Source organism: Bacillus sp. FJAT-47783, from assembly GCF_022808615.1.
GTDB lineage: Bacteria > Bacillota > Bacilli > Bacillales > Aeribacillaceae > Bacillus_BZ.
Genome location: NZ_JAKZKS010000001.1, coordinates 136,365 through 158,521, shown reverse-complemented (window position 1 = coordinate 158,521; position 22,157 = coordinate 136,365). Strand labels below are relative to the sequence as shown.

The 22,157-nt window shown below is 39.3% G+C and carries 19 protein-coding genes and 1 riboswitch; of the genes, 18 read left to right on the top strand and 1 reads right to left on the bottom strand.

The window, feature by feature from the left end:
- Positions 1-3: 3 nt before the first annotated feature.
- The 17 genes from MLD65_RS00770 to MLD65_RS00690 all read left to right on the top strand — a co-directional run bounded on the left by MLD65_RS00770 (position 4) and on the right by MLD65_RS00690 (position 17,374).
- The gene (locus tag MLD65_RS00770; protein ID WP_243289944.1) at positions 4-1,107 is read left to right on the top strand and encodes a carbamoyl phosphate synthase small subunit; all 1,104 of its coding nucleotides are present in this window, start codon (positions 4-6) and stop codon (positions 1,105-1,107) included.
- Positions 1,092-4,307, top strand: coding sequence for a carbamoyl-phosphate synthase large subunit (carB, locus tag MLD65_RS00765; RefSeq protein WP_243289943.1), 3,216 nt, complete (start codon positions 1,092-1,094; stop codon positions 4,305-4,307). Before MLD65_RS00770 ends, carB begins: the two co-directional genes overlap by 16 nt.
- A complete protein-coding gene (locus tag MLD65_RS00760) occupies positions 4,304-5,080 on the top strand; it encodes a dihydroorotate dehydrogenase electron transfer subunit (RefSeq protein WP_243289942.1) in 777 nt (258 codons plus the stop codon). Before carB ends, MLD65_RS00760 begins: the two co-directional genes overlap by 4 nt.
- Complete coding sequence (locus tag MLD65_RS00755) at positions 5,081-5,992, top strand: dihydroorotate dehydrogenase (RefSeq protein ID WP_243289941.1); 912 nt, start codon at positions 5,081-5,083, stop codon at positions 5,990-5,992.
- Complete coding sequence (gene pyrF / locus MLD65_RS00750; RefSeq protein ID WP_243289940.1) at positions 5,985-6,716, top strand: orotidine-5'-phosphate decarboxylase; 732 nt, start codon at positions 5,985-5,987, stop codon at positions 6,714-6,716. Before MLD65_RS00755 ends, pyrF begins: the two co-directional genes overlap by 8 nt.
- Positions 6,697-7,329, top strand: coding sequence for an orotate phosphoribosyltransferase (pyrE, locus tag MLD65_RS00745; RefSeq protein WP_243289939.1), 633 nt, complete (start codon positions 6,697-6,699; stop codon positions 7,327-7,329). The genes pyrF and pyrE overlap by 20 nt, the downstream gene beginning before the upstream one ends.
- Positions 7,330-7,443: 114 nt before the next feature.
- Positions 7,444-7,550: riboswitch (SAM riboswitch) on the top strand.
- Between the two features lie 132 nt (positions 7,551-7,682).
- Positions 7,683-7,826, top strand: a complete 144-nt coding sequence (locus tag MLD65_RS00740) for a YezD family protein (protein WP_243289938.1) — start codon at positions 7,683-7,685, stop codon at positions 7,824-7,826.
- Positions 7,827-7,932: 106 nt separating this feature from the next.
- Positions 7,933-8,652: a phosphoadenylyl-sulfate reductase gene (locus tag MLD65_RS00735; RefSeq protein ID WP_243290243.1), complete on the top strand. Its 720-nt coding sequence runs from the start codon at positions 7,933-7,935 to the stop codon at positions 8,650-8,652.
- Positions 8,653-8,654: 2 nt separating this feature from the next.
- Positions 8,655-9,713, top strand: coding sequence for an inorganic phosphate transporter (locus tag MLD65_RS00730; RefSeq protein WP_243289937.1), 1,059 nt, complete (start codon positions 8,655-8,657; stop codon positions 9,711-9,713).
- A complete protein-coding gene (sat, locus tag MLD65_RS00725; RefSeq protein ID WP_243289936.1) occupies positions 9,713-10,846 on the top strand; it encodes a sulfate adenylyltransferase in 1,134 nt (377 codons plus the stop codon). The genes MLD65_RS00730 and sat overlap by 1 nt, the downstream gene beginning before the upstream one ends.
- A 15-nt stretch (positions 10,847-10,861) precedes the next feature.
- Complete coding sequence (cysC, locus tag MLD65_RS00720; protein ID WP_243289935.1) at positions 10,862-11,470, top strand: adenylyl-sulfate kinase; 609 nt, start codon at positions 10,862-10,864, stop codon at positions 11,468-11,470.
- Between the two features lies 1 nt (position 11,471).
- Positions 11,472-13,094, top strand: coding sequence for a nitrite/sulfite reductase (locus MLD65_RS00715; protein ID WP_243289934.1), 1,623 nt, complete (start codon positions 11,472-11,474; stop codon positions 13,092-13,094).
- A 2-nt stretch (positions 13,095-13,096) separates the two neighbouring features.
- Positions 13,097-13,312 carry a DUF3906 family protein gene (locus MLD65_RS00710; protein ID WP_243289933.1) on the top strand — a complete coding sequence of 72 codons (216 nt, stop codon included), beginning with the start codon at positions 13,097-13,099 and terminating at the stop codon, positions 13,310-13,312.
- A gap of 11 nt (positions 13,313-13,323) precedes the next feature.
- Positions 13,324-14,103 (top strand): uroporphyrinogen-III C-methyltransferase, encoded by a 780-nt coding sequence (gene cobA / locus MLD65_RS00705; protein ID WP_243289932.1) that lies wholly within the window; start codon positions 13,324-13,326, stop codon positions 14,101-14,103.
- On the top strand, positions 14,100-14,855 hold the full coding sequence (locus MLD65_RS00700; protein ID WP_243289931.1) for a sirohydrochlorin chelatase: 756 nt from the start codon (positions 14,100-14,102) through the stop codon (positions 14,853-14,855). The genes cobA and MLD65_RS00700 overlap by 4 nt, the downstream gene beginning before the upstream one ends.
- A 210-nt stretch (positions 14,856-15,065) precedes the next feature.
- A complete protein-coding gene (gene cyoE, locus MLD65_RS00695) occupies positions 15,066-15,992 on the top strand; it encodes a heme o synthase (RefSeq protein ID WP_481748484.1) in 927 nt (308 codons plus the stop codon).
- Between the two features lie 500 nt (positions 15,993-16,492).
- Positions 16,493-17,374, top strand: a complete 882-nt coding sequence (locus MLD65_RS00690) for an NAD(P)-dependent oxidoreductase (RefSeq protein WP_243289930.1) — start codon at positions 16,493-16,495, stop codon at positions 17,372-17,374.
- 121 nt (positions 17,375-17,495) lie between these two features.
- Here MLD65_RS00690 and MLD65_RS00685 read toward each other — a convergent pair whose 3' ends face one another.
- Positions 17,496-19,205, bottom strand: a complete 1,710-nt coding sequence (locus tag MLD65_RS00685; RefSeq protein WP_243289929.1) for an Rqc2 family fibronectin-binding protein — start codon at positions 19,203-19,205, stop codon at positions 17,496-17,498.
- A gap of 217 nt (positions 19,206-19,422) precedes the next feature.
- Here MLD65_RS00685 and MLD65_RS00680 point away from each other — a divergent pair, with 217 nt between their 5' ends.
- A complete protein-coding gene (locus tag MLD65_RS00680) occupies positions 19,423-22,104 on the top strand; it encodes a calcium-translocating P-type ATPase, SERCA-type (RefSeq protein WP_243290241.1) in 2,682 nt (893 codons plus the stop codon).
- Positions 22,105-22,157: the final 53 nt, after the last annotated feature.

Here is a 22,157-nt window from a genome sequence, read left to right as displayed (position 1 = left end):
AAGATGAAACGATTACTAGTGTTAGAAAATGGAGAATTTTTCGTAGGAGAAGCTTTTGGAAGCGAAATAGATATTATCGGAGAAGTTGTTTTTACAACAGGCATGACAGGGTACCAAGAAACATTATCCGATCCATCTTACTGCGGACAAATCGTCACATTTACGTATCCACTCATCGGAAATTACGGAATTAATCGCGATGATTTTGAGTCCATTAACCCTTCGATTCACGGAATGATTGTAAAGGAAGCTTGTGTAGAGCCTTCAAACTTCCGAAACGAAATGACATTAGATGAATTTTTAAAAGTAAAAGACATTCCAGGAATTAGTGGTGTCGATACGAGAAAATTAACGAAAATCATTCGCCAATACGGAACATTAAAAGGAGCGATTTGCTCGATCGATGAACAGCCGAACGAAGTTGTTGAAAGGTTAAAGCATACAGAATTAATGCGAGACCAAGTAGCGAAAGTATCAACGAAAACTCCATACCCTTCACCGGGGCGTGGTCACCGTGTCGTACTTGTAGACTTTGGAATGAAGCACGGTATTTTACGAGAATTAAATCAACGCGATTGCGATGTCGTCGTTGTTCCACACAATTTTACTGCAGAAGATATTATGCTCTTAAATCCAGATGGTGTCATGTTAAGTAACGGTCCTGGAGACCCGAAAGATGTTCCAGAAGCCATTGAAATGATTCGTCAATTACTCGGTCGTGTTCCGATCTTCGGCATTTGCTTAGGGCATCAATTGTTCGCACTTGCATCTGGTGCAGAAACGGAAAAAATGAAATTCGGTCATCGAGGCTCAAACCATCCGGTAAAAGAATTAGCAACGAACAAAGTAAGTATTACGTCTCAAAACCATAGTTATACGGTAAATCCTGATTCTTTAACAAATACAGACATAGAAGTAACGCATGTAGCCCTTAACGATGGAACTGTAGAGGGACTTAGACATAAAAAATACCCAGCATTTACTGTCCAGTATCACCCTGAAGCATCACCTGGACCTGAAGATGCAAACGGATTATTTGATCAATTCATGAACATGATGAACGAAACGAAGAAGAAAAGAGGGGATCTTCAATGCCAAAACGCGTAGATATAAAAAGAATTTTAGTAATTGGATCAGGCCCGATTATTATCGGTCAAGCTGCTGAGTTTGATTATTCTGGAACACAAGCATGTATGGCATTAAAAGAAGAAGGATATGAAGTCATTTTAGTAAACTCTAATCCAGCAACGATAATGACCGATGTAGAAATTGCCGATAAAGTATATATCGAACCGTTAACGGTCGACTTTTTATCTAGCATTATCCGAAAAGAGCGTCCAGATGCGATATTACCAACACTCGGTGGACAAACAGGCTTAAATTTAGCGGTTCAATTACATGAAAAAGGTGTACTTGATGAGTGTGGCGTAGAAATTTTAGGAACAAATCTTTCGGCGATACAAAAAGCGGAAGACCGTGAAATGTTCCGTGCCCTGATGAATGAATTAAACGAGCCAGTACCCGAAAGCGAAATCATTCATCATTTAGAAGAAGCGTATACGTTCGTACAACAAGTGGGATATCCAGTCATTGTCCGCCCAGCCTATACATTAGGGGGGACAGGTGGTGGAATTTGTAACAATGAAGAAGAGTTAGTAGAAATTGTAACGAACGGTTTAAAATTAAGCCCTGTCAACCAATGTTTACTTGAAAAAAGTATTGCAGGTTATAAAGAAATTGAATATGAAGTCATGCGTGACTCTGAGGATCATGCCATTGTCGTATGTAACATGGAAAACATTGACCCAGTCGGCGTTCATACAGGTGATTCAATCGTCGTAGCGCCAAGTCAAACGTTATCGGATCGTGAATATCAAATGCTCCGAAATGTGTCGTTAAAGCTAATTCGCGCACTTGAAATTGAAGGTGGCTGTAACGTCCAATTAGCCCTTGATCCGAATAGCTTTCAATACTATATCATTGAGGTAAATCCGCGTGTTAGCCGTTCATCAGCCTTAGCATCAAAAGCAACGGGTTATCCGATTGCGAAATTAGCGGCTAAAATTGCTGTCGGATTAACACTCGATGAAATGATTAACCCGGTAACAGGAAAAACGTACGCGTGTTTTGAGCCGGCTTTAGACTATGTCGTATCGAAAATTCCACGTTGGCCGTTTGATAAATTTGAATCAGCAAATCGCCATTTAGGAACGCAAATGAAGGCGACAGGAGAAGTGATGGCCATTGGTCGTAATTTCGAGGAATCAATATTAAAAGCGGTTCGTTCTCTTGAAACTGGCGTCTATCACTTAACGTTAAAAGATGCGGATCAAATTGATGATGAAACGATTGAAAAACGCATTAGAAAAGCGGGAGACGAACGACTATTTTATATCGGTGAAGCGTTAAGACGAGGGGTAACAATCGAGCAAATACACGAATGGAGTCAAATTGACCTCTTTTTCTTAAGAAAATTACGAAACATCATTGCACATGAACGAGTGTTAAAAGAGAATCCGTTTGATATTCAACCATTACGTGAAGCGAAAAGAATAGGTTTTAGTGACTATACAATCGCACAAATTTGGAGCAGTAAAGAGAAAGAAATTTATGCATTTCGTAAAGAGCACGGTATTATCCCTGTATACAAAATGGTTGATACATGTGCAGCTGAATTCGAATCAGAAACACCGTATTTTTACGGTACATTCGAGGAAGAAAATGAATCACTTGTAACAGAACGTGAAAGTGTCATCGTACTAGGTTCTGGTCCGATTCGTATCGGCCAAGGGATAGAATTTGATTATGCTACCGTTCATTCCGTCTGGGCCATTCGTGAAGCAGGATATGAAGCGATTATTATTAACAACAACCCAGAGACTGTTTCAACCGATTTTAGTATATCTGACAAGCTCTACTTTGAACCGTTAACAATTGAAGATGTGATGCACATCGTAGATTTGGAAAAACCAAAAGGGGTTGTCGTTCAGTTTGGTGGGCAAACCGCGATTAATTTAGCAGCGAAATTAGAAGAACGCGGTGTGAAAATTTTAGGTACAAGCTTAGAAGATTTAGATCGAGCGGAAGACCGCGATAAATTTGAGCAAGCGTTACATGAAATCGAAATTCCGCAACCAGCTGGTAAAACGGCTACATCTGTTACAGAAGCAGTGAAAATTGCGAAGCAAATCGGTTACCCGGTTTTAGTTCGACCTTCTTATGTGCTTGGAGGTCGTGCCATGGAAATTGTCTACCGAGAAGAAGAGCTCTTACACTATATGGAGCATGCTGTGAAAATCAACCCAGATCATCCTGTGTTAATCGATCAATATTTAACAGGAAGCGAAATTGAAGTCGATGCGATTTCGGATGGAACAAATGTTGTCATCCCAGGAATTATGGAACATATCGAGCGAGCTGGTGTCCATTCAGGTGACTCCATTGCCGTGTACCCTCCGCAAACGTTATCGAACGAAATAAAGGATAAATTAGTCGATTATACGATTCGATTAGCAAGAGGATTGAACATTGTCGGTTTATTAAATATCCAATTTGTTATTTCGAACAATGAACCATATGTGCTCGAAGTGAATCCGAGATCAAGTCGTACCGTTCCGTTTTTAAGTAAAATTACGGGAATTCCGATGGCGAACTTAGCAACAAAAGTTATCTTAGGTCAATCTTTAACCGATTTAGGGTATGAAACAGGACTTGCAGTTGAACCAGAAAATGTATTTGTGAAAGTACCAGTCTTCTCTTTTGCGAAATTAAGACGCGTAGACATTACACTTGGGCCGGAAATGAAATCAACGGGAGAAGTGATGGGGAAAGATGATACATTAGAAAAAGCATTATATAAAGGGTTAGTTGCAGCAGGAATGAAAATTGAGCAACACGGCTCTGTCCTTTTAACAATTGCCGATAAAGATAAAGAAGAAGGACTTTCCTTAGCAAATCGTTTTTATCACATCGGTTATGAAGTGTTGGCAACAGAAGGTACAGCCGCCTTTTTAAACGATCATGGCATCCCTGCAAAAGTAGTAAGCAAAATCGGAACAGAAGGCGATACGATTTTAGATGTAATTCGAAACGGAGAAGCACAGTTTGTCATAAATACGTTAACGAAAGGAAAACAACCGGAGCGTGATGGGTTCCGCATTCGTCGTGAAGCGGTTGAAAATGGTGTACCTTGCTTAACGTCACTGGATACAGCAAATGCGATTTTACGCGTGTTAGAAGCGATGGCTTTAACAACGGAAGCAATGCCAAAGACGAAGGGAAAAGATGTTGAGGTGGCCGTTCGATGAAAAAGGAAATGATGGAAGTCATTAATCATCATCAATTGGCAGCACATATATATGAACTGACACTACAAGGTTCGATCGTAGCTGACATTAATAAGCCGGGTCAATTCGTGCACATAAAAGTTGATGATAGCTTCGATTTGCTTCTTCGAAGACCGATAAGTATTGCTGAATTCAATCGAGACGAACGATGGATGAAGCTTATTTATCGCGTCGACGGAGCTGGTACAAAGAGACTATCGCAAAAAAAGATCGGTGAAAAGCTAGACATTTTAGGACCACTAGGCAACGGGTTTTCCATTGATGAAATGGATAAAGGGGATCATGCCTTAATTGTCGGAGGGGGAATTGGGGTTCCCCCTTTATATGAATTGTCAAATCAGCTCGTCAAAAAAGGAGTTAACGTTACACATGTACTAGGTTTTCAATCAGCGGATGCTGTATTTTATGAGGAACGATTTAACGAGCTAGGACAAACATGGATTACAACAGTAGACGGCTCATACAGGGAAAAAGGGTTTGTAACAGATGTATTAAAGAAAGAGTCCATACCATTTAAAACATTGTACACGTGCGGACCTTCACCGATGCTTAGAGCGATTGAAGATATGTATCCAACGGATGATGTGTATATTTCGTTAGAAGAACGAATGGGTTGCGGAATCGGTGCGTGTTTTGCTTGTGTTTGTCATTTAAAAGATGACGAACGAATGACAGACTACCGTAAAGTTTGCACAGATGGCCCTGTTTTCCGTGCGGGAGAGGTGATGTATTAAATGTTAACCGTTAACTTACCAGGTTTAAAGTTGAAAAATCCGATTATGCCAGCATCTGGATGCTTCGGCTTTGGTCGTGAATATAGTCGATTGTATGATTTGTCAAAGTTAGGCGCCATCATGATTAAGGCAACGACGGTAGAGCCGCGATTTGGGAATGATACGCCACGAGTTGCGGAAACACCTTCTGGCATGTTAAATGCGATCGGGCTGCAAAACCCAGGCTTAACGAAAGTGATGGAAGAGGAATTACCATTTTTAGAGCAGTATGATGTGCCAATTATCGCCAATATCGCTGGGACAACGGTTGAAGATTATGTGACTGTAGCTGAACGAATTAGCGAAGCAAAAAACGTAAAGGCACTTGAATTAAACATTTCTTGTCCGAATGTGAAAGAAGGTGGGATTACATTCGGAACGGATGCGAAAGTTGCGGCACATTTGACGAGAGAAGTAAAGAAAAAAGCAACAGTTCCTGTTTATGTCAAGCTCTCCCCAAACGTGACCGATATTAAAGAAATTGCCAAAGCGATAGAAGATGCTGGTGCAGATGGGCTAACATTAATCAATACGCTCTTAGGGATGCGCTTAAATTTGAAAACAGCAAAGCCAATTATCGCCAATCGTACAGGTGGACTATCTGGTCCAGCCGTTAAGCCTGTCGCGATTCGAATGGTGTATGAAGTAAGCCAAGCGGTGAGCATCCCGATTATTGGGATGGGCGGCGTTATGTCTGTTGATGATGTCATTGAATTTTTGTATGCGGGTGCATCTGCCGTCGCAATCGGAACGGCCAACTTTGTCAACCCATATATTTGCCCAGAAATCATTGAAGCATTACCAAAGAAGTTAAAAGAGCTAGGGATTGATTCCGTATCAGAGTGTGTCGGAAGGAGCTGGAAGAGTGAATAATCGGCCAATTATTATCGCTTTAGACTTTGAAGATCGTAAAAAAGTTCAATCGTTTTTGCAACATTTCGATGAGTCACTTTTTGTAAAGGTAGGAATGGAACTTTACTTTCAAGAAGGACCTTCCATTCTTTCTTACTTGAAGGACGAAGGTCATCAAATTTTCTTAGACTTAAAGCTACATGATATTCCAAATACAGTCAAGCAAGCGATGACGGGGCTTGCGAGGATCGGTGTAGATATGGTCAATGTGCATGCACTAGGCGGGAAAAAGATGATGGAAGCAGCGTTAGAAGGCCTTGAAATCGGTACACAATCAAATCGTACTCGTCCGACATTAATTGCCGTTACACAATTAACGAGTACGAGTGATCAAATGTTACGGGACGATTTAAATATGAACACAACGGTGTTAGATTCTGTTATTCATCTTGCCAAGCAAACGAAAAGCTCAGGGCTTGACGGTGTCGTTTGTTCAACTCATGAAGTCGAGCGTATTCGCGAAGCTTGCGGAGATGATTTTCAAACCGTAACCCCTGGCATACGAATGAAAGAAGATCAACATAATGATCAAGTGCGAGTGGCCACACCAAGCTTAGCGCGTGAAAAAGGCGCATCAGCGATTGTTGTAGGTAGAAGCATTACAAAAGCAAATGATCCATATAGTGCTTACATTTCGGTAAAACAAGAATGGGAGAGTGAGATGGATGAAACAACAATTGGCTAAAGATTTGCTCTCAATCGGTGCCGTATTATTGCGTCCAAACGATCCGTTTACATGGGCAAGTGGCATTAAGTCACCTATATATTGCGACAATCGTATGACATTATCCTTTCCGGAAGTTCGCAAACATATATACGTTGGATTATCAGAACTGATTGAAGCGAAATTCCCAGAAGCTGAAGTCATTGCGGGAACGGCGACGGCCGGTATTCCTCACGCCGCCCTTGTAAGTGAAAAGCTAAACCTTCCGATGTGTTATGTGAGGAGCTCTCCGAAAGGCCATGGCAAAGGAAATCAAATTGAAGGGAAAGTCGAAAAAGGACAAAAGGTTGTTGTCGTTGAAGATTTAATTTCAACCGGGCAAAGCGCCTTAAAAGTCGTCGATGCACTGCGCAATGAAGGCTGTGAAGTATTAGGGATCGTGTCCATCTTTACATATCAATTACAGATGGCAAAAGAAAACATCGAACAAGCAAACATTGAATCGTATTCCTTATGTGATTACGACACATTAGTTCAAATCGCAAAAGAGGAACGATACATTTCAGAAGAAGATGTGAACAAATTATCAAAATGGCGCAAAAACCATAAAAGTGAAGAGTGGATGGCGGTTTAAGGAAAGGAGGGGCTATAAGCTCCTCTTTATCTCTTTTAGAAAAAACATAATTCCGATAAAAAAACTCGGGTTGACATTTTCTGAATTTATGCTAAAATTTGAAATCAATAGCAATACTTATCAAGAGTGGTGAAGGGAACTGGCCCAATGAAGCCCGGCAACCTGCTAGCATAGCAAGGTGCTAATTCCAGCAAAATGGGAACCGTTTTGAGAGATAAGTAGAGTTTAAGAACCTCGACATTATCCTCAAAATCGCACTCTCCACAAGATGGCACTTTTTTAAAAACTTCGTACGCTTATTAAACCAACTTTACCACTATGATTTAAAGGATTTATGACAAGGAGGAGCGAATATGAGTGCACAAGATCATTATGATAAGGTCATGATTGAGTTGAAGAAAATGTTAGTTAATTTAAAGTTCGGTTCCGTGACAATTGTTGTCCAAAATGGAAAAGTGATTCAATTGGAGAAAAATGAAAAAGTAAGGTTAACGTAAAAAGTATCGCTGACTAGAAAAACTAGAGGCGGTTTTAGCTATTCGACAACGATATAGCTAAGACCGCCTTTTTCATTTTCGCTTTATATAAGGAGGGAGAAAATTGCTGCTTACGTATGACCGGTGGGAGCTAGATACATGGACTTTTGATGAATCAACGGAAACAAAAGGTGCCCTTGAAGTACTGGACTGGGCTTATTCTACTTATTCAAGTGAGGATATTGTTTATGCTTGCAGTTTCGGTATTGAAGGAATTGTGTTAATTGATCTTATTTACAAGGTGAATAAAACGGCTAAAATTGTTTTCTTAGATACAGGACTCCATTTTCAAGAAACATATGATTGTATTGATGAAGTACAAAATCGGTATCCAACGTTAAATATTCAACTAAAACAGCCAAATGTGTCATTAGAAGAGCAGAAAGAAAAGTTCGGTGAAGCACTATGGAAACGGGATGCGAATCAATGCTGTTATATAAGGAAAGTCGGCCCGCTAGAAGAAACATTACAAAACGTAACATCATGGATATCGGGGCTTAGACGGGAGCAATCACCGACAAGAAAGCACGTTCAGTACATTAATAAAGACGAGCGATTTAAAAAAATAAAAATATGTCCGCTTATTCATTGGACATGGAAAGATATTTGGCGCTATTGCCATAATCATCAATTATCTTATAACGTTCTTCATAACAAAGGATATCCGAGCATAGGGTGTGCCCCATGTACAAATCCGGTTTTCAATGAGGATGATTTACGATCTGGAAGATGGGCCGGTCAAGCAAAGCTAGAATGTGGCTTACATGTTAACACGGAAGGAACGTAAAAATGGAATGGGTGGCAATTATTGTAGGTTGTTTGTTTGCGATGAATATCGGGGCAAGTGGTGCTGCGGCAACAATGGGGGTAGCGTACGGTTCAGGCTCCATCCAAAAAAGGTATATCGCCTTAATTCTTTGCTCCATCGGCATCATCTTAGGAGCCGTCATCGGTGGCGAAAAAGTCATTAAGACGATTGGATCAGGGCTAATGAGGCAAGAAGATTTAAGCGCTCCAATTGTAATGATCATTTTAGCTTCAGCCACTTTAACCTTATTATTTTCAAATTTACTCGGCATCCCGCTTTCAACGAGTGAAGTAACCGTTGGATCGGTCGTTGGAGTTGGCATTGCTTTTCAATCCGTGTATTTGTTGCCGCTACTGACCATTATTTCTTTATGGGTCATTGTTCCGGTTATTGCGTATATCGTCACCGTTCTCATCCAAAAAGGGATGAATGCATATATCGCACATACCCGTTTCGCCAAAGCGAAAATTTTACCGTATATTCTCATTCTCACCGGTTTTCTTGAAGCATTTTCAGCAGGAATGAACAATATCGCAAACGCCGTTGGCCCGTTAGTTGGTGCACACCTTTTAGCGGAATCGACTGGCAAGTGGCTCGGAGGCTTTTTCGTTGCACTAGGGGTGTTAGTATTAGGTGCTAAAGTGCTTGAAACAAATGGGAAACGAATTACGAAGTTTTCTACGTTAGAAGGTATCAACATTTCAGCAACAGGGGCTACACTCGTCATTTTGGCATCTTTATTCGGTATTCCTATCCCGATGACACAAATTACGACATCATCTATTTTAGGAATTGGCTTTGTGAATGAAGGGAGACAGGTGTTTAAAAAAGAGGTGGTGAAACGACTTGTGAAAATTTGGATTGTATCACCACTTGTTTCATTAATTGTCTCCTATACAGTTGTTCAAGCTTTTGTCTTTTCAAATTGGTATTCATTTATTATCGTCATCATTGTTTTTGTTGCAACAATTGTCTTTATAAGCTTAATGACATCTTTTTTAAAACCAAGTAAACAAATGAGTTTGGGGAGGAATGAATAATGACGATTCAACCACATGGAGGTACATTAGTAGAACGATATGATGCAAATTATGATGTTTCAAACATTACAAAAAAAATTGAGATTGATGCGATGGCTTTATCAGACTTAGAGCTAATTGGGATCGGCGCGTACAGCCCGCTAACAGGATTTCTTCAAGAACAAGATTACAAGGCAGTAGTTGAAACGATGCGTTTACAAAATGGAGTTGCGTGGAGTATTCCGATTACTTTACCTGTATCAGAACAAATTGCAAATAGTCTTATCATTGGCGAACAAGTTGCTTTAACCTACAGTGGTGATGTTTACGGTGTTTTAACCGTTCAATCAATCTTTACACCTAATAAAGAAAAAGAAGCACAACTTGTTTACCGGACGAACGACGCGGAACATCCGGGTGTGCGTAAATTGTATGAACGCGGCAATGTTTACATCGGCGGAGAGATTGTATTAACGAAAAAGACGCCAAAACCATTTGAAAATGAAACGTATGAACCGAAAGAAACACGAACGTATTTCAAGAAGCAAGGCTGGCAAACAGTCGTAGGCTTTCAAACACGGAACCCTGTTCACCGGGCTCATGAATATATTCAAAAAACAGCATTAGAAACGATAGACGGCCTGTTTTTACAACCGCTCGTCGGCGAAACGAAAAAAGATGATATTCCTGCTGATATACGTATGAAAAGCTACAAAGTATTGTTAAACAACTATTATCCTACTGACCGTGTTCTCCTTGGCGTATTCCCAGCAGCGATGCGATATGCAGGTCCGCGCGAGGCGATTTTTCACGCAATAGTGCGGAAAAATTACGGATGTACACACTTTATCGTTGGTCGTGACCATGCAGGGGTCGGAAATTATTACGGAACATACGATGCGCAAAAAATATTTTCTGAATTTACAAGAGAAGAGCTAGACATTACCCCAATGTTTTTTGAGCATAGTTTTTATTGCCGAAAATGTGATAGCATGGCTTCTTTTAAAACATGCCCACATCGTGCTGAAGATCGATTGATTTTATCAGGAACGAAAGTACGTACACTCCTTCGTAATGGAGAACCGCTCCCGAGTACATTTAGTCGGAAAGAAGTTGTTAACGTACTTGTAGAAGGAATGAAAGTGACGAATTAGAGGGAGTGAGTAGAGATGTCCATTAATATTACATGGCATGAATCATCGATTACAAAAGTGGAGCGACAAAAGAGAAATGGCTACAAAAGCTTTATTTTATGGTTTACAGGTCTATCGGGGTCCGGAAAATCAACGATTGCCAATAGCTTGGCGAAAACGTTATTTCACAAAGGAATTCAAGCGTATGTGTTAGATGGGGATAATATTCGTCACGGCTTAAATCGTGATCTTGGATTTTCCGATGATGATCGGAAAGAAAATATTCGTCGTATTGGAGAAGTTTCCAAATTATTCGTTGATAGTGGTCAAGTCGTCATTACCGCATTTATATCTCCTTTTCAAGAAGACCGAGATCTTGTCCGTCAAATAGTTGAAAAAGGTGAATTCATTGAAGTTTATATCAAATGCTCACTCAAGTCTTGTGAACAACGAGACCCAAAGGGGTTGTACAAACGAGCACGAAACGGCGAAATTAAGCAGTTTACAGGGATTGATGCGCCATATGAACCCCCTCTTAATCCAGAGATCGAGGTGGACACGGAACAGCTTTCAGTCGAAGAGAGTGTTCGGAAAATAGTCAATTATTTAAGCGAGCATCAGTATATCGAAAAAGGGGAGTCATAACATGTCCTATGAAAAAGTATGGAAGAACAACGAAAAGTTAAATAAAACAGAATTGAAAAAGCTTGAAAAAGATGGTTTGGAAATTTTTAAAGATATTAAAGAATATGCGAAAAGTGGCTTTTCTTCGATTCCAGAAGAAGAATGGGATTTATTTAAGTGGGCAGGGCTTTACTTGCAAAAGCCGAAAAAAGCTGGTTACTTTATGATGCGAGTGAAAGTACCATCTGGCTACTTAACATATGACCAAACTAGAACACTTGCTTCAATTGCGAAAGATTACGGACGTGGAGTATTTGATATTACGACACGACAAGCGATTCAATTTCATTGGCTAACGATTGAGCAAATGCCAGATATTTTTGAACGATTAGAACGAGTCGGTTTGTCCTCTGCAGGTGCATGTGGAGACATTACAAGAAACATTGTTGGAAACCCTCTTGCCGGTATTGATCCATATGAGCTTATAAATACTGAGGAAATCGTTCGTGAAATAGATCAATATTTTCATATGAACGAACAGTTTTCAAATTTACCACGTAAATACAAAATGTCCATTAATGCAAGTGTTTATAACTCCTCCAATGCTGAAATCAATGATGTTGCCTTTACCCCAGCTAAAAAAGTAATAGATGGGGAGGAGAAAATCGGGTTTCACGTAAAGGTTGGCGGTGGCTTATCAGCTAAACCGTATTTAGCACAATTATTGGATATATTCGTATTACCGGACCAAGTAAAAGATGTCGCGATTGCGATTACGACCATTTTTCGAGACTACGGATACCGAGAAAAGCGTCACCGGGCACGCTTAAAATTTTTAGTTGCTGATTGGGGTGCGGAAACGTTTACGGAAAAATTATTAGAATATACAGGACCACTTCCATCAAAAGGAGAAGATGCAACGAAAGGATGGAATGCAGGCTTCATTTACGGGGCCCATCCTCAAAAACAAGAAGGTTTAAGCTATGTCGGTTTTAATGTTCCGGTTGGACGTCTAACAGCAGATGAAGTGTTCGAAATCTCAGAAGTTTCAAAAATATATGGGAATGGTGAGATTCGCACATGTAATTCACAAAACTTTATTATTCCGAATATTCCGAACGATGAAGTGGAACTGCTTTTAAATGAAAAAATCTTTCAGGGCAGGATTTCAACGACACCCCATTCCATTACCGCCTATTCGGTTTCTTGCACCGGAACAGAATATTGTAACTTAGCCCTCGTTGAAACGAAAGAACGAATGAAGAACATTGCCAAATTTTTAGATGAAGAAATCGAATTAGACGTCCCGGTTCGTATCCATATGGTTGGCTGCCCGAACTCATGCGGCCAGCGGCAAATTGCTGATATCGGCCTTCAAGGAATACTGATGAAAACGAAGGAAAAGAAAATGGTGCAGGCTTTCGAAATTTATGTCGGTGGAACGTTGTTAGAAGGCGGAAGGTTTAACGATAAGTTAAAAGGAAAAGTTGAAGCAGAGAAGCTATCGATCGTGTTAAAGAGGTTGCTTGAATTTTTTAAGGAACAAAAAATAGAGAATGAAACGTTTTTACAATTTTATGAACGAGTCGGAATAGAGCCGATCCAACAGCAGCTAAATGAAATAATGGAAACGGTAGTGGTTTAAGAATGAACGGATATAAATTTTTAGTAAAAACAAAAAAAGATACGATTCCAGTCATAATTGTGGCGGAAAATGAAGAAAAAGCATTTGATCAAGTAGAAATTGAACTTGAAAAGCACTTCATGAAAGTACCTCATTATGAAGAAATAACCTTGTACGAAAAGAAGAAAATCCAAAAAGGTGTTGGTTTCGTTATAGACAATCAAGAATGGGACACATAGGGGGGATTTAAGTGGGAAAGGTATTTATCGTTGGAGCAGGGCCTGGAGACCAGGAATTAATCACAGTAAAAGCATTAAAATGTATTCAAACGGCCGATGTGATTATGTATGATCGCTTAGTGAATAAAGAGTTGCTCGCGTATGCAAAAAAGGATGCGGATCTCATTTACTGCGGAAAACTGCCAAACTATCATACGATGAAGCAAGAAACCATAAATAAATTTTTAGTTAAATTTGCCAAATCCGGAAAAACAGTGACACGCTTAAAAGGCGGTGATCCGTATTTATTCGGTCGTGGCGGTGAAGAAGCTGAATACTTAGTTAAAAACCATATCGCTTATGAAGTCGTGCCTGGTATTACCGCTTGTGTCGCCGCTTCCTCCTATAGCGGCATTCCGTTAACCCATCGACATGTAAGTGGTAATGTAGCCATTATAACTGGACATCGGGCAAAAGAAGAGAATCATCAACTAAACGATGTTCGCTATCTACAATCAGTTGATACATTATGTATTTATATGGGGGTAGGGAATTTACAAACCATTCAACAAAAGTTATTGAATGCAAAGAAAGACAAACTTACACCTGTCGCCTTTGTAGAGTGGGCATCAACTCCTTTGCAGCGAACGACGATTAGCACGCTTGAAAACATGGTTGAAGATGCTCAAAAACAAAAAATCGAAAATCCATGTTTAATCATTATTGGGGATGTTGTTAAATTTCATTCGAAATTAAACTGGTTTGAAGAGAAAAATCATAAAGAACTAGCAATCCATGCTGGTGCGACATGATGACAAAAGCGGTTTTATATGTGTTTCATGGCTCTCGGTTAAAACAAACGAAGGAAGAAGCTTTAACGTTTTTTAACTATTGCCAACAATCAGCGCCATTTTCGATTCAATATTACGCATTTTTAGAGCTCTCTAACCCATCGATTGAAGAAGGAGTTAAACAATGCATTGAATCCGGGGCGACAGAAATCGCCATTATTCCGATTTTGTTATTTGCAGCCGGACATGCGAAAAAGGATATCCCTAAGATTTTACAAAAATTAAAAGAACAATATCCTTTCGTTCATCTATATTATGGAAAACCACTCGGTGTCAACGAATCGATGGTCAATACGATTGTCGAAAAGGTTGAATCAGTTATAAAAAAATCTCGTTCATTATCGAAACAAATAAAATTGGTGATGATCGGAAGGGGGAGTCGGGACGTTAAAATGCAAGAAAACTTCCAAAAACTATGTAGTAATGTCCAAAAGCGGTTGAATTTAGAGACAAAGTGGTGTTATTTAACGGCGGCAGAGCCAACTTTTCAACAAATGATCAAACAAGTACAAAAGGATGCGGGGAATCAGTATATTTTCGTTCCTTATTTACTCTTTTCAGGATTTCTATTAAAGAAAATCGAAAATGAATTAACATCAGCACAACCAAGTCATGGTGATTGGGTGCTGGCTGATTATATCGGCCAGCATCCTAACGTGCATCGCCTCGTTGTTCAAAGAGGAGAAGAAGCTTTTTCTTACCCGTTTTCATAAATAACGATTATTTCCTTAAAAGGTAAGCGAAATTAATTTTGGCTTACCTTTTTATTTGGTAGAATAATAATTGAAAACGATTGAATATTCCTGAAAAATGTATTTTGTGTGAACTTCGTCACAGAAATCGATTTTTAAGATAGAATATAAGTTGATTTTGTAATATGAAAAAAAGGAATGAATAAAGAAAGAATGCCAAAAGATATGAATATGGATAAACATGTTGAAAAACGATCTCGAACTGAATCAAAACAGACGATTTCACAAATTTTAGCACAAACGATTAAAACAGGGATCATTAAATCGAATTTGATTACGATGTTTGCAGGGTTAACATTGTCTTTATATACGTACAAGTTTAGCCTGCTTGAAAAATGGGATGCAATCGTTTTTGCTTTGATTGGCACGTTTTTAATAATTGGAGCTGCAGGCGCTTTTAATAACTTGTATGATCGAGACATTGATTCAATCATGGAGCGAACGAAAAATAGACCAACTGTAACGGGTGTTATTAAGCCAAAAACGGTTTTATGGTTAAGTATCATCATGTCTATTCTCGGACTCGTAGCTCTTCTATTAACAACGCCTCTTGCTGCGTTATTAGGACTTTTAGGATTATTTTTTTATGTAATTCCTTATACGATATGGACGAAACGCCGTACAGTTTTTAATACTGAGGTGGGAAGTATTTCTGGAGCTATTCCTCCTCTCATCGGTTGGGCTGCCATTTATCCGGATATTACACATCCTGCTATTTTAGGTCTGTTTGTGATTGCAGTTATTTGGCAAATGCCACACTTTTATGCAATAGCCATCCGTAAGCATCACGAATATAAAGCGGCAAACGTTCCGATGCTACCTGTCGTAAAAGGTGTTAAACGAACCTATTTACAAACAAATATTTATTTAGTTGTTTTAATTGCTACAAGCTTCCTTTTTGGATCATTAAGTGTTGGAATTATGTTAGTTGCACTGCTTTTAAGTATTGCATGGCTTGTCTTAAGCATTGTCGGTTATAAAAAAATGGATTCTGAAAAATGGGCGAAAGCGATGTTCATTTATTCCCTCATTCATATGACTATTCTTTTTTCGACCGTTATCATTTACTCTCTTATTGGTATTTTATTTTTGAGCTAACTTTTAAAAATGTTTTAGAATTTTGAAGTAGATGACTTGCGTGGGAGATTCGTTCTATAAAGGAACGAATCTTTACTTAATTAAATGAAGAAATATAAAAAAGTTTAAATTCGCTAAAGCATTAAAATACAATGAATGGAGCGTTGTCCAGCAAAAACCACCTACCCCCCTTCAGGTCAAATAACCTTCATCCAATAAAGTTAAAGAGCGCCTTTTTCATTATTGGAACTCTCGTTATGCTCCCATTGTTCAAAATGAGTAGGCTTGTAAGTGTTGAAGTTAAATAATTTGGATTAAGTAGTTAAGGAGGTTTTGAGGTGAATTTTCTCCATGTGTAATAATGAGGGTGAGAGTTGAAGATAACTGAATGGATCTTCAGCTCTTTTTAATTTATTGTACTAACATTATAAAGTTATAGAAGGGATATTTTACATTTTGAAGAAGTTGTGTACTGGAAACGTAATGAAAACTGGTAAATATTTTTTATGGGAGATGGAAAAATGGAAAAAACAGTTATTGGTTTTATTGGAACAGGCGTGATGGGAAGGAGTATGGCCACTCATTTGCTTGAAGCAGGTTACCCTATACATCTTTATACGAGATCTCGCTCTAAAGCAGAAGAATTATTGGAGAAAGGGGCAAAGTGGGAACAAACGATCAAAGAGGTGGCGGAAAAATCATCTGTCATCTTTACGATGGTTGGTTATCCTTCTGATGTGGAGGAAGTTTATTTTGGGGAAAAAGGCCTCTTTGCCGGTGCAAAACCTGGAAGTTATCTCATTGACATGACAACGTCAAGTCCTGCTTTGGCAAAAAAGATATATAGAGAAGCGAAGAGCCGGCAGTTTCATGCACTCGATGCCCCGGTTTCTGGAGGAGATATTGGAGCGCGTGAAGCAAAACTTTCTATTATGGTTGGTGGCGATGAACAGGATTTTAAAGAGATGCTTCCGCTATTTTCACTAATGGGAACGAACATTGTCCATCAAGGAGAAGCAGGGGCAGGACAACATACGAAAATGTGTAATCAGATCGCCATTGCTTCTGGAATGATGGGCGTTTGTGAGTCGGTGCTTTACGCGGAAAAAGCTGGACTTGATCCAGCTACCGTATTAAAGAGCATCGAGTCTGGAGCAGCCGGAAGTTGGTCGCTTTCCAACTACGTACCACGTATCATTGCCGGCAATTTCGAACCAGGCTTTTATGTGAAACATTTTATTAAAGATATGAAAATTGCACTTCAATCCGCAAAGGAAATGGGACTTGAAACACCAGGTCTGAAGCTTGCCATGAATTTGTATGAGGAGCTTGCTAGAATGGGAGAGGAAAACAGCGGCACCCATGCTCTTTATAACCTATATAAGCAGTTTGTGCAAAAATAAGTTTTCTATCATTTTATGATGGGGATTAGATGACTGAATATTTTGCGCACCATAGCTATGGTGCGCAAAATAGACTGGATAAAGCGCAAGTTATGAAAATAAAGCCAAAAAACATATTTCCTTACTTCCGCATCCGAAGGACTTTTTCCTCATCTGGTGTCACATAGACCGTTTGCTGGCCTTCGTAAGTCACAAAGCCGGGCTTTGATCCACTTGGCTTTTTCACATGGCGTATTTTCGTGAAATCAACAGGGACAGAACTTGACTGTCTTGCTTTACTAAAATAGGCTGCTAAATGGGCTGCGTCAAAAATCGTTTCTTCTGATGGGTTTTCGGAACGGATGACGACGTGTGAGCCGGGAATATCCTTCGTATGAAGCCAAATCTCATCTCTTCTTGCAAGCTTATTCGTTAAATATTCGTTTTGTTTATTATTTTTTCCAACGATTATTTCCGTACCATCGCTTGCGACATACGTTTCAAGCTCGGGCTTTCCTTGTTTTTTCCGCTTTAATGTTCCTTTCCCCTTTCGTTTTAAGTAGCCGCCTTCTGCCAATTCATCACGAATTTCTTCTAAATCTTTTGGAGCAGCTGTTTCGAGCTGTTGAATAAGTCTGTCGAAATAATCAACTTCTTCTTCTGCTTTATGAATTTGTTCCTGAACAATGTCGATTGAATTTTTTGCCTTCTGATATTTTTGGAAATAACTTTGCGCATTTTCAGAAGGTGTTTTCATTGGATCTAACGGGATTTTTACCGTACCATTTTGTTCATCGTAATAATTGATCACGTCAATTTCTTTGTCCCCTTTTTGAACGATAAACATATTCGCTGTTAAAAGCTCTCCGAGTAATTTGTATTCATCCGCTTTTTCGGCATTCATTAAAGTCTTTTTCAACTTCTTTACTTTATTGGCATTTTTCTTTCTTTCGTTTAAGATGAATCGTTCTAAATCATGTCCTTGCTGTTTAACCCGATCTCTTTCTGCCTTCCCATAATAAAAACGATCAAGCAATTCACTTAAACTTTCATACGTTTTCCTTTCCCCTTTTACATGTGAAAGGGGGAAAAGGTAAAAGACTTCTTTTTGTTCCCCGAATACGATGGATGGGGAAATTTTTTTCGATTGGATTGCTTTTATCACTTCCATAAAGGCTTTCGGTAACGTATTTCGGTTTGCTAACCCAGCTTTAAAAACGATTTCTTGACCTAAAAGCGGTGAAATCCCAGCAAACGAAGCTACGAGCTGATCTACTAGCTTTCCTTGATTAAAGTCTAGCTTTTTTAAAATCGTTTCCTCATCTGCTTCAAAAGGGTTTACTTTATCTTGCTTCGGAGGAAAAACATATGGATGGCCTGGTAAAACGGTACGATGACGGTTCATCGCTGGAGATAAATGTTTAATACTATCGAAAATCATGTTTCGTTCTTTATCGATTAAAACAATATTACTATGTCTGCCCATTATTTCGATAATAAGTTGTTTATAAGAAAGGTCACCAAGTTCGTTTCGGGTTTTAAATTCAAACATAATAATCCGTTCCATACCGGGTTGTTCAATGTTTTCAACAATGCTCCCTTCGAGGTGTTTGCGAAGGAGCATACAAAACATCGGCGGTTCAGCCGGATTTTCATACGTTTCGTTCGTTAAGTGAACACGAGCATAACTAGGGTGTACTGATAAGAGGACACGGTGATTTTGCCCGTTTGCCCGAATTTGTAATACTAATTCATTTTTAAATGGTTGATAAATTTTTGATACTCTTCCGCCGAGAAGAGCTTCTTTTAATTCATTTTTCATACAATATGTAAATATGCCGTCAAATGACATGTACAACACCTACTTTTCAATGATTAAACTTTGTCTTCATTACGTAAAGGAGGCAAGCGTGACGCTTGCCTGTGCCTTAATCAAGTAAAAAATGTTTATATAAATTATAACATGTTTTTGGACGAGGCTGAATAAGTTGGTTTTAAAGACAAGTATGCTGTGTATAGTCCAAATTGAGTAGTCTGAATAGACAATTGTAAGGGGTGTTCGTCTTTTGATGATATGGCATAAAATGACGGTGAATGAAGTGATGGATCAAGTAAAAACAAACATCGAGAATGGACTATCAGAAGAAGAAGCCCATAAGCGGCTAAAAAAAGATGGGTACAATGAAATAAAAGAGAATGAACGTCCTTCTGCTTTATTGATATTTATCAGCCAGTTTAAAGATTTTATGGTGTTAGTTTTACTCGTTGCGACACTCGTATCGGCATTATTAGGAGAATATATTGATGCCATTGCGATTATTGCGATTGTTTTATTAAATGGTGTTTTAGGGTTTATTCAAGAAAGGCGTGCAGAAAAATCATTAGATGCGTTAAAGGAACTATCGGCACCCCATGTAAACGTACTCCGAAATGGTGAGTGGATGAAAATCCCATCTAAGCATCTCGTTGTAGGGGATGTCATTAAATTTACGAGCGGAGACCGGGTTGGAGCGGATGTTCGGATTGTAAATGGAAATGCACTAGAAATTGAAGAGTCTGCCTTAACAGGGGAATCCGTGCCTGTGATGAAATCGACTTCTCCTATTGCTGATGAACAGCTTGGCATAGGTGATCAAGTAAATATGGCTTTTATGGGGACTTTAGTGTCGAGAGGTTCTGGTGTTGGAATTGTCGTCCAAACGGGGATGAAAAGTGCAATGGGCCAAATTGCCGATCTTATTCAAACAGCTGAGACGATGATAACCCCGTTACAAAGAAAGCTAGAGCAGCTCGGAAAAATTTTAATCGTTGTCGCACTTCTATTAACAGTTCTTGTCGTTGTCATTGGGGTTCTTCAAGGTCATAATATGTACCAAATGTTTTTAGCTGGTGTATCATTAGCCGTTGCGGCGATACCAGAAGGATTGCCTGCCATTGTAACGGTTGCCTTATCTCTCGGTGTACAACGAATGATAAAAAAGAAATCGATCGTACGAAAACTACCTGCTGTTGAAACACTCGGATGTGCATCCGTTATTTGTTCAGATAAAACAGGAACGATGACACAAAATAAAATGACAGTAACGCACATTTGGGTAGGGGGAAAAATGTGGGAAGTAACAGGGGCAGGGTATGAGCCAAATGGCGAGTTTTTACAAGGAAATCGTACCGTTAATCCACATCACGATAAATCGTTAAAGCAAATTTTATCGTTTAGTATGTTGGCAAGCGAAGCGGAAATTCGAAATAAAGATGGAGCATATGTTTTAGATGGTGACCCGACAGAAGGAGCTTTAATCGTAGTTGGGATGAAAGCAGGACTTCAAAAAGATTCTTTGAAAAGACAATTTGAAATGATAAAAGAATTTCCCTTTGATTCAACACGAAAAATGATGAGTGTTGTCGTGAAAGATCATGCTGGAAAACAATATGTTATTACAAAAGGAGCACCGGATGTCCTTCTTTCCAAGTGTCACCATGTATTATGGGATGGAAGACAAGAATCTTTATCAAGAAATAGACAGAACGACATTCAAAAAACAATTGATGAGCTTGCTGCAAAAGCACTTCGGACGATTGCCATCGCTTTTAAGCCGTTACCAGATGCTCGCTGTGAACAAATATCCCAACTCGAAGCTGAACGTGACCTTATTTTGATTGGAATAACAGGAATGATTGACCCTCCGCGACCAGAGGTGAAACAGGCTGTCCAAGACTGTAAAAATGCTGGAATAAAAACGGTGATGATTACGGGAGATCATCTTATTACAGCGAAAGCGATCGCGAAACATTTAAATATATTGCCGTCTAATGGAAAAGTGCTCGATGGCCAAACGTTATCAAACATGTCAGTGGAGCAATTAGAAGCTGTTATTGAAGACGTTTATGTGTTTGCACGCGTGTCACCTGAACATAAATTAAAGATTGTGAAGGCGTTTCAAAATCGTGGTCATATTGTTGCGATGACTGGTGATGGGGTCAATGATGCACCAGCTATTAAAGCGAGTGACATCGGAATCTCTATGGGAATAACAGGAACAGATGTGGCAAAAGAAGCCTCATCGCTCATTTTAGTAGATGATAATTTTGCGACAATTCAAGCGGCGATAAAAGAAGGAAGGAATATTTACGAAAATATTCGAAAGTTTATTCGGTACTTACTTGCATCCAATGTGGGGGAAATATTGGTCATGTTATTTGCGATGATTTTAGCACTCCCGCTCCCTTTAGTACCGGTTCAAATCTTGTGGGTCAACTTAGTGACAGATGGGCTTCCAGCGATGGCTCTCGGGTTAGATCCTGCAGAAGGAAATGTGATGAAACAAAAGCCAAGGCACCCTAAAGAAGGGATATTTGCTAGAGGACTAGGCTGGAAAATTATTTCTCGCGGTTTTTTAATTGGGGCGATGACGTTAATTACTTTTATGATTGTATATGCCAGAGACACTGAAAACTTAGCCTATGCTCAAACGGCTGCTTTCAGTACACTCGTTTTAGCGCAATTAATTTTAGTATTCGATTGTAGAAGTGAAAAGTCGATTTTTGAACGGAATCCATTTGGCAATATGTACTTAATTGGTGCGGTCATTTCCTCTTTATTATTAATGTTAGTTGTTATTTACTATCCACCTCTTCAACCGATTTTCCACACGGTTCCGATTAATCAGCGCGACTGGTTGTTAATTGGTGCCCTTTCAGCCGTTCCAACTTTTTTATTGGCTGGGTCACTTTTGACAAGAAAAGAAAAGTAAAATATGTTATAATGCATAAAGGTGATAGATGACTCATTCTATGACCTTTCTTT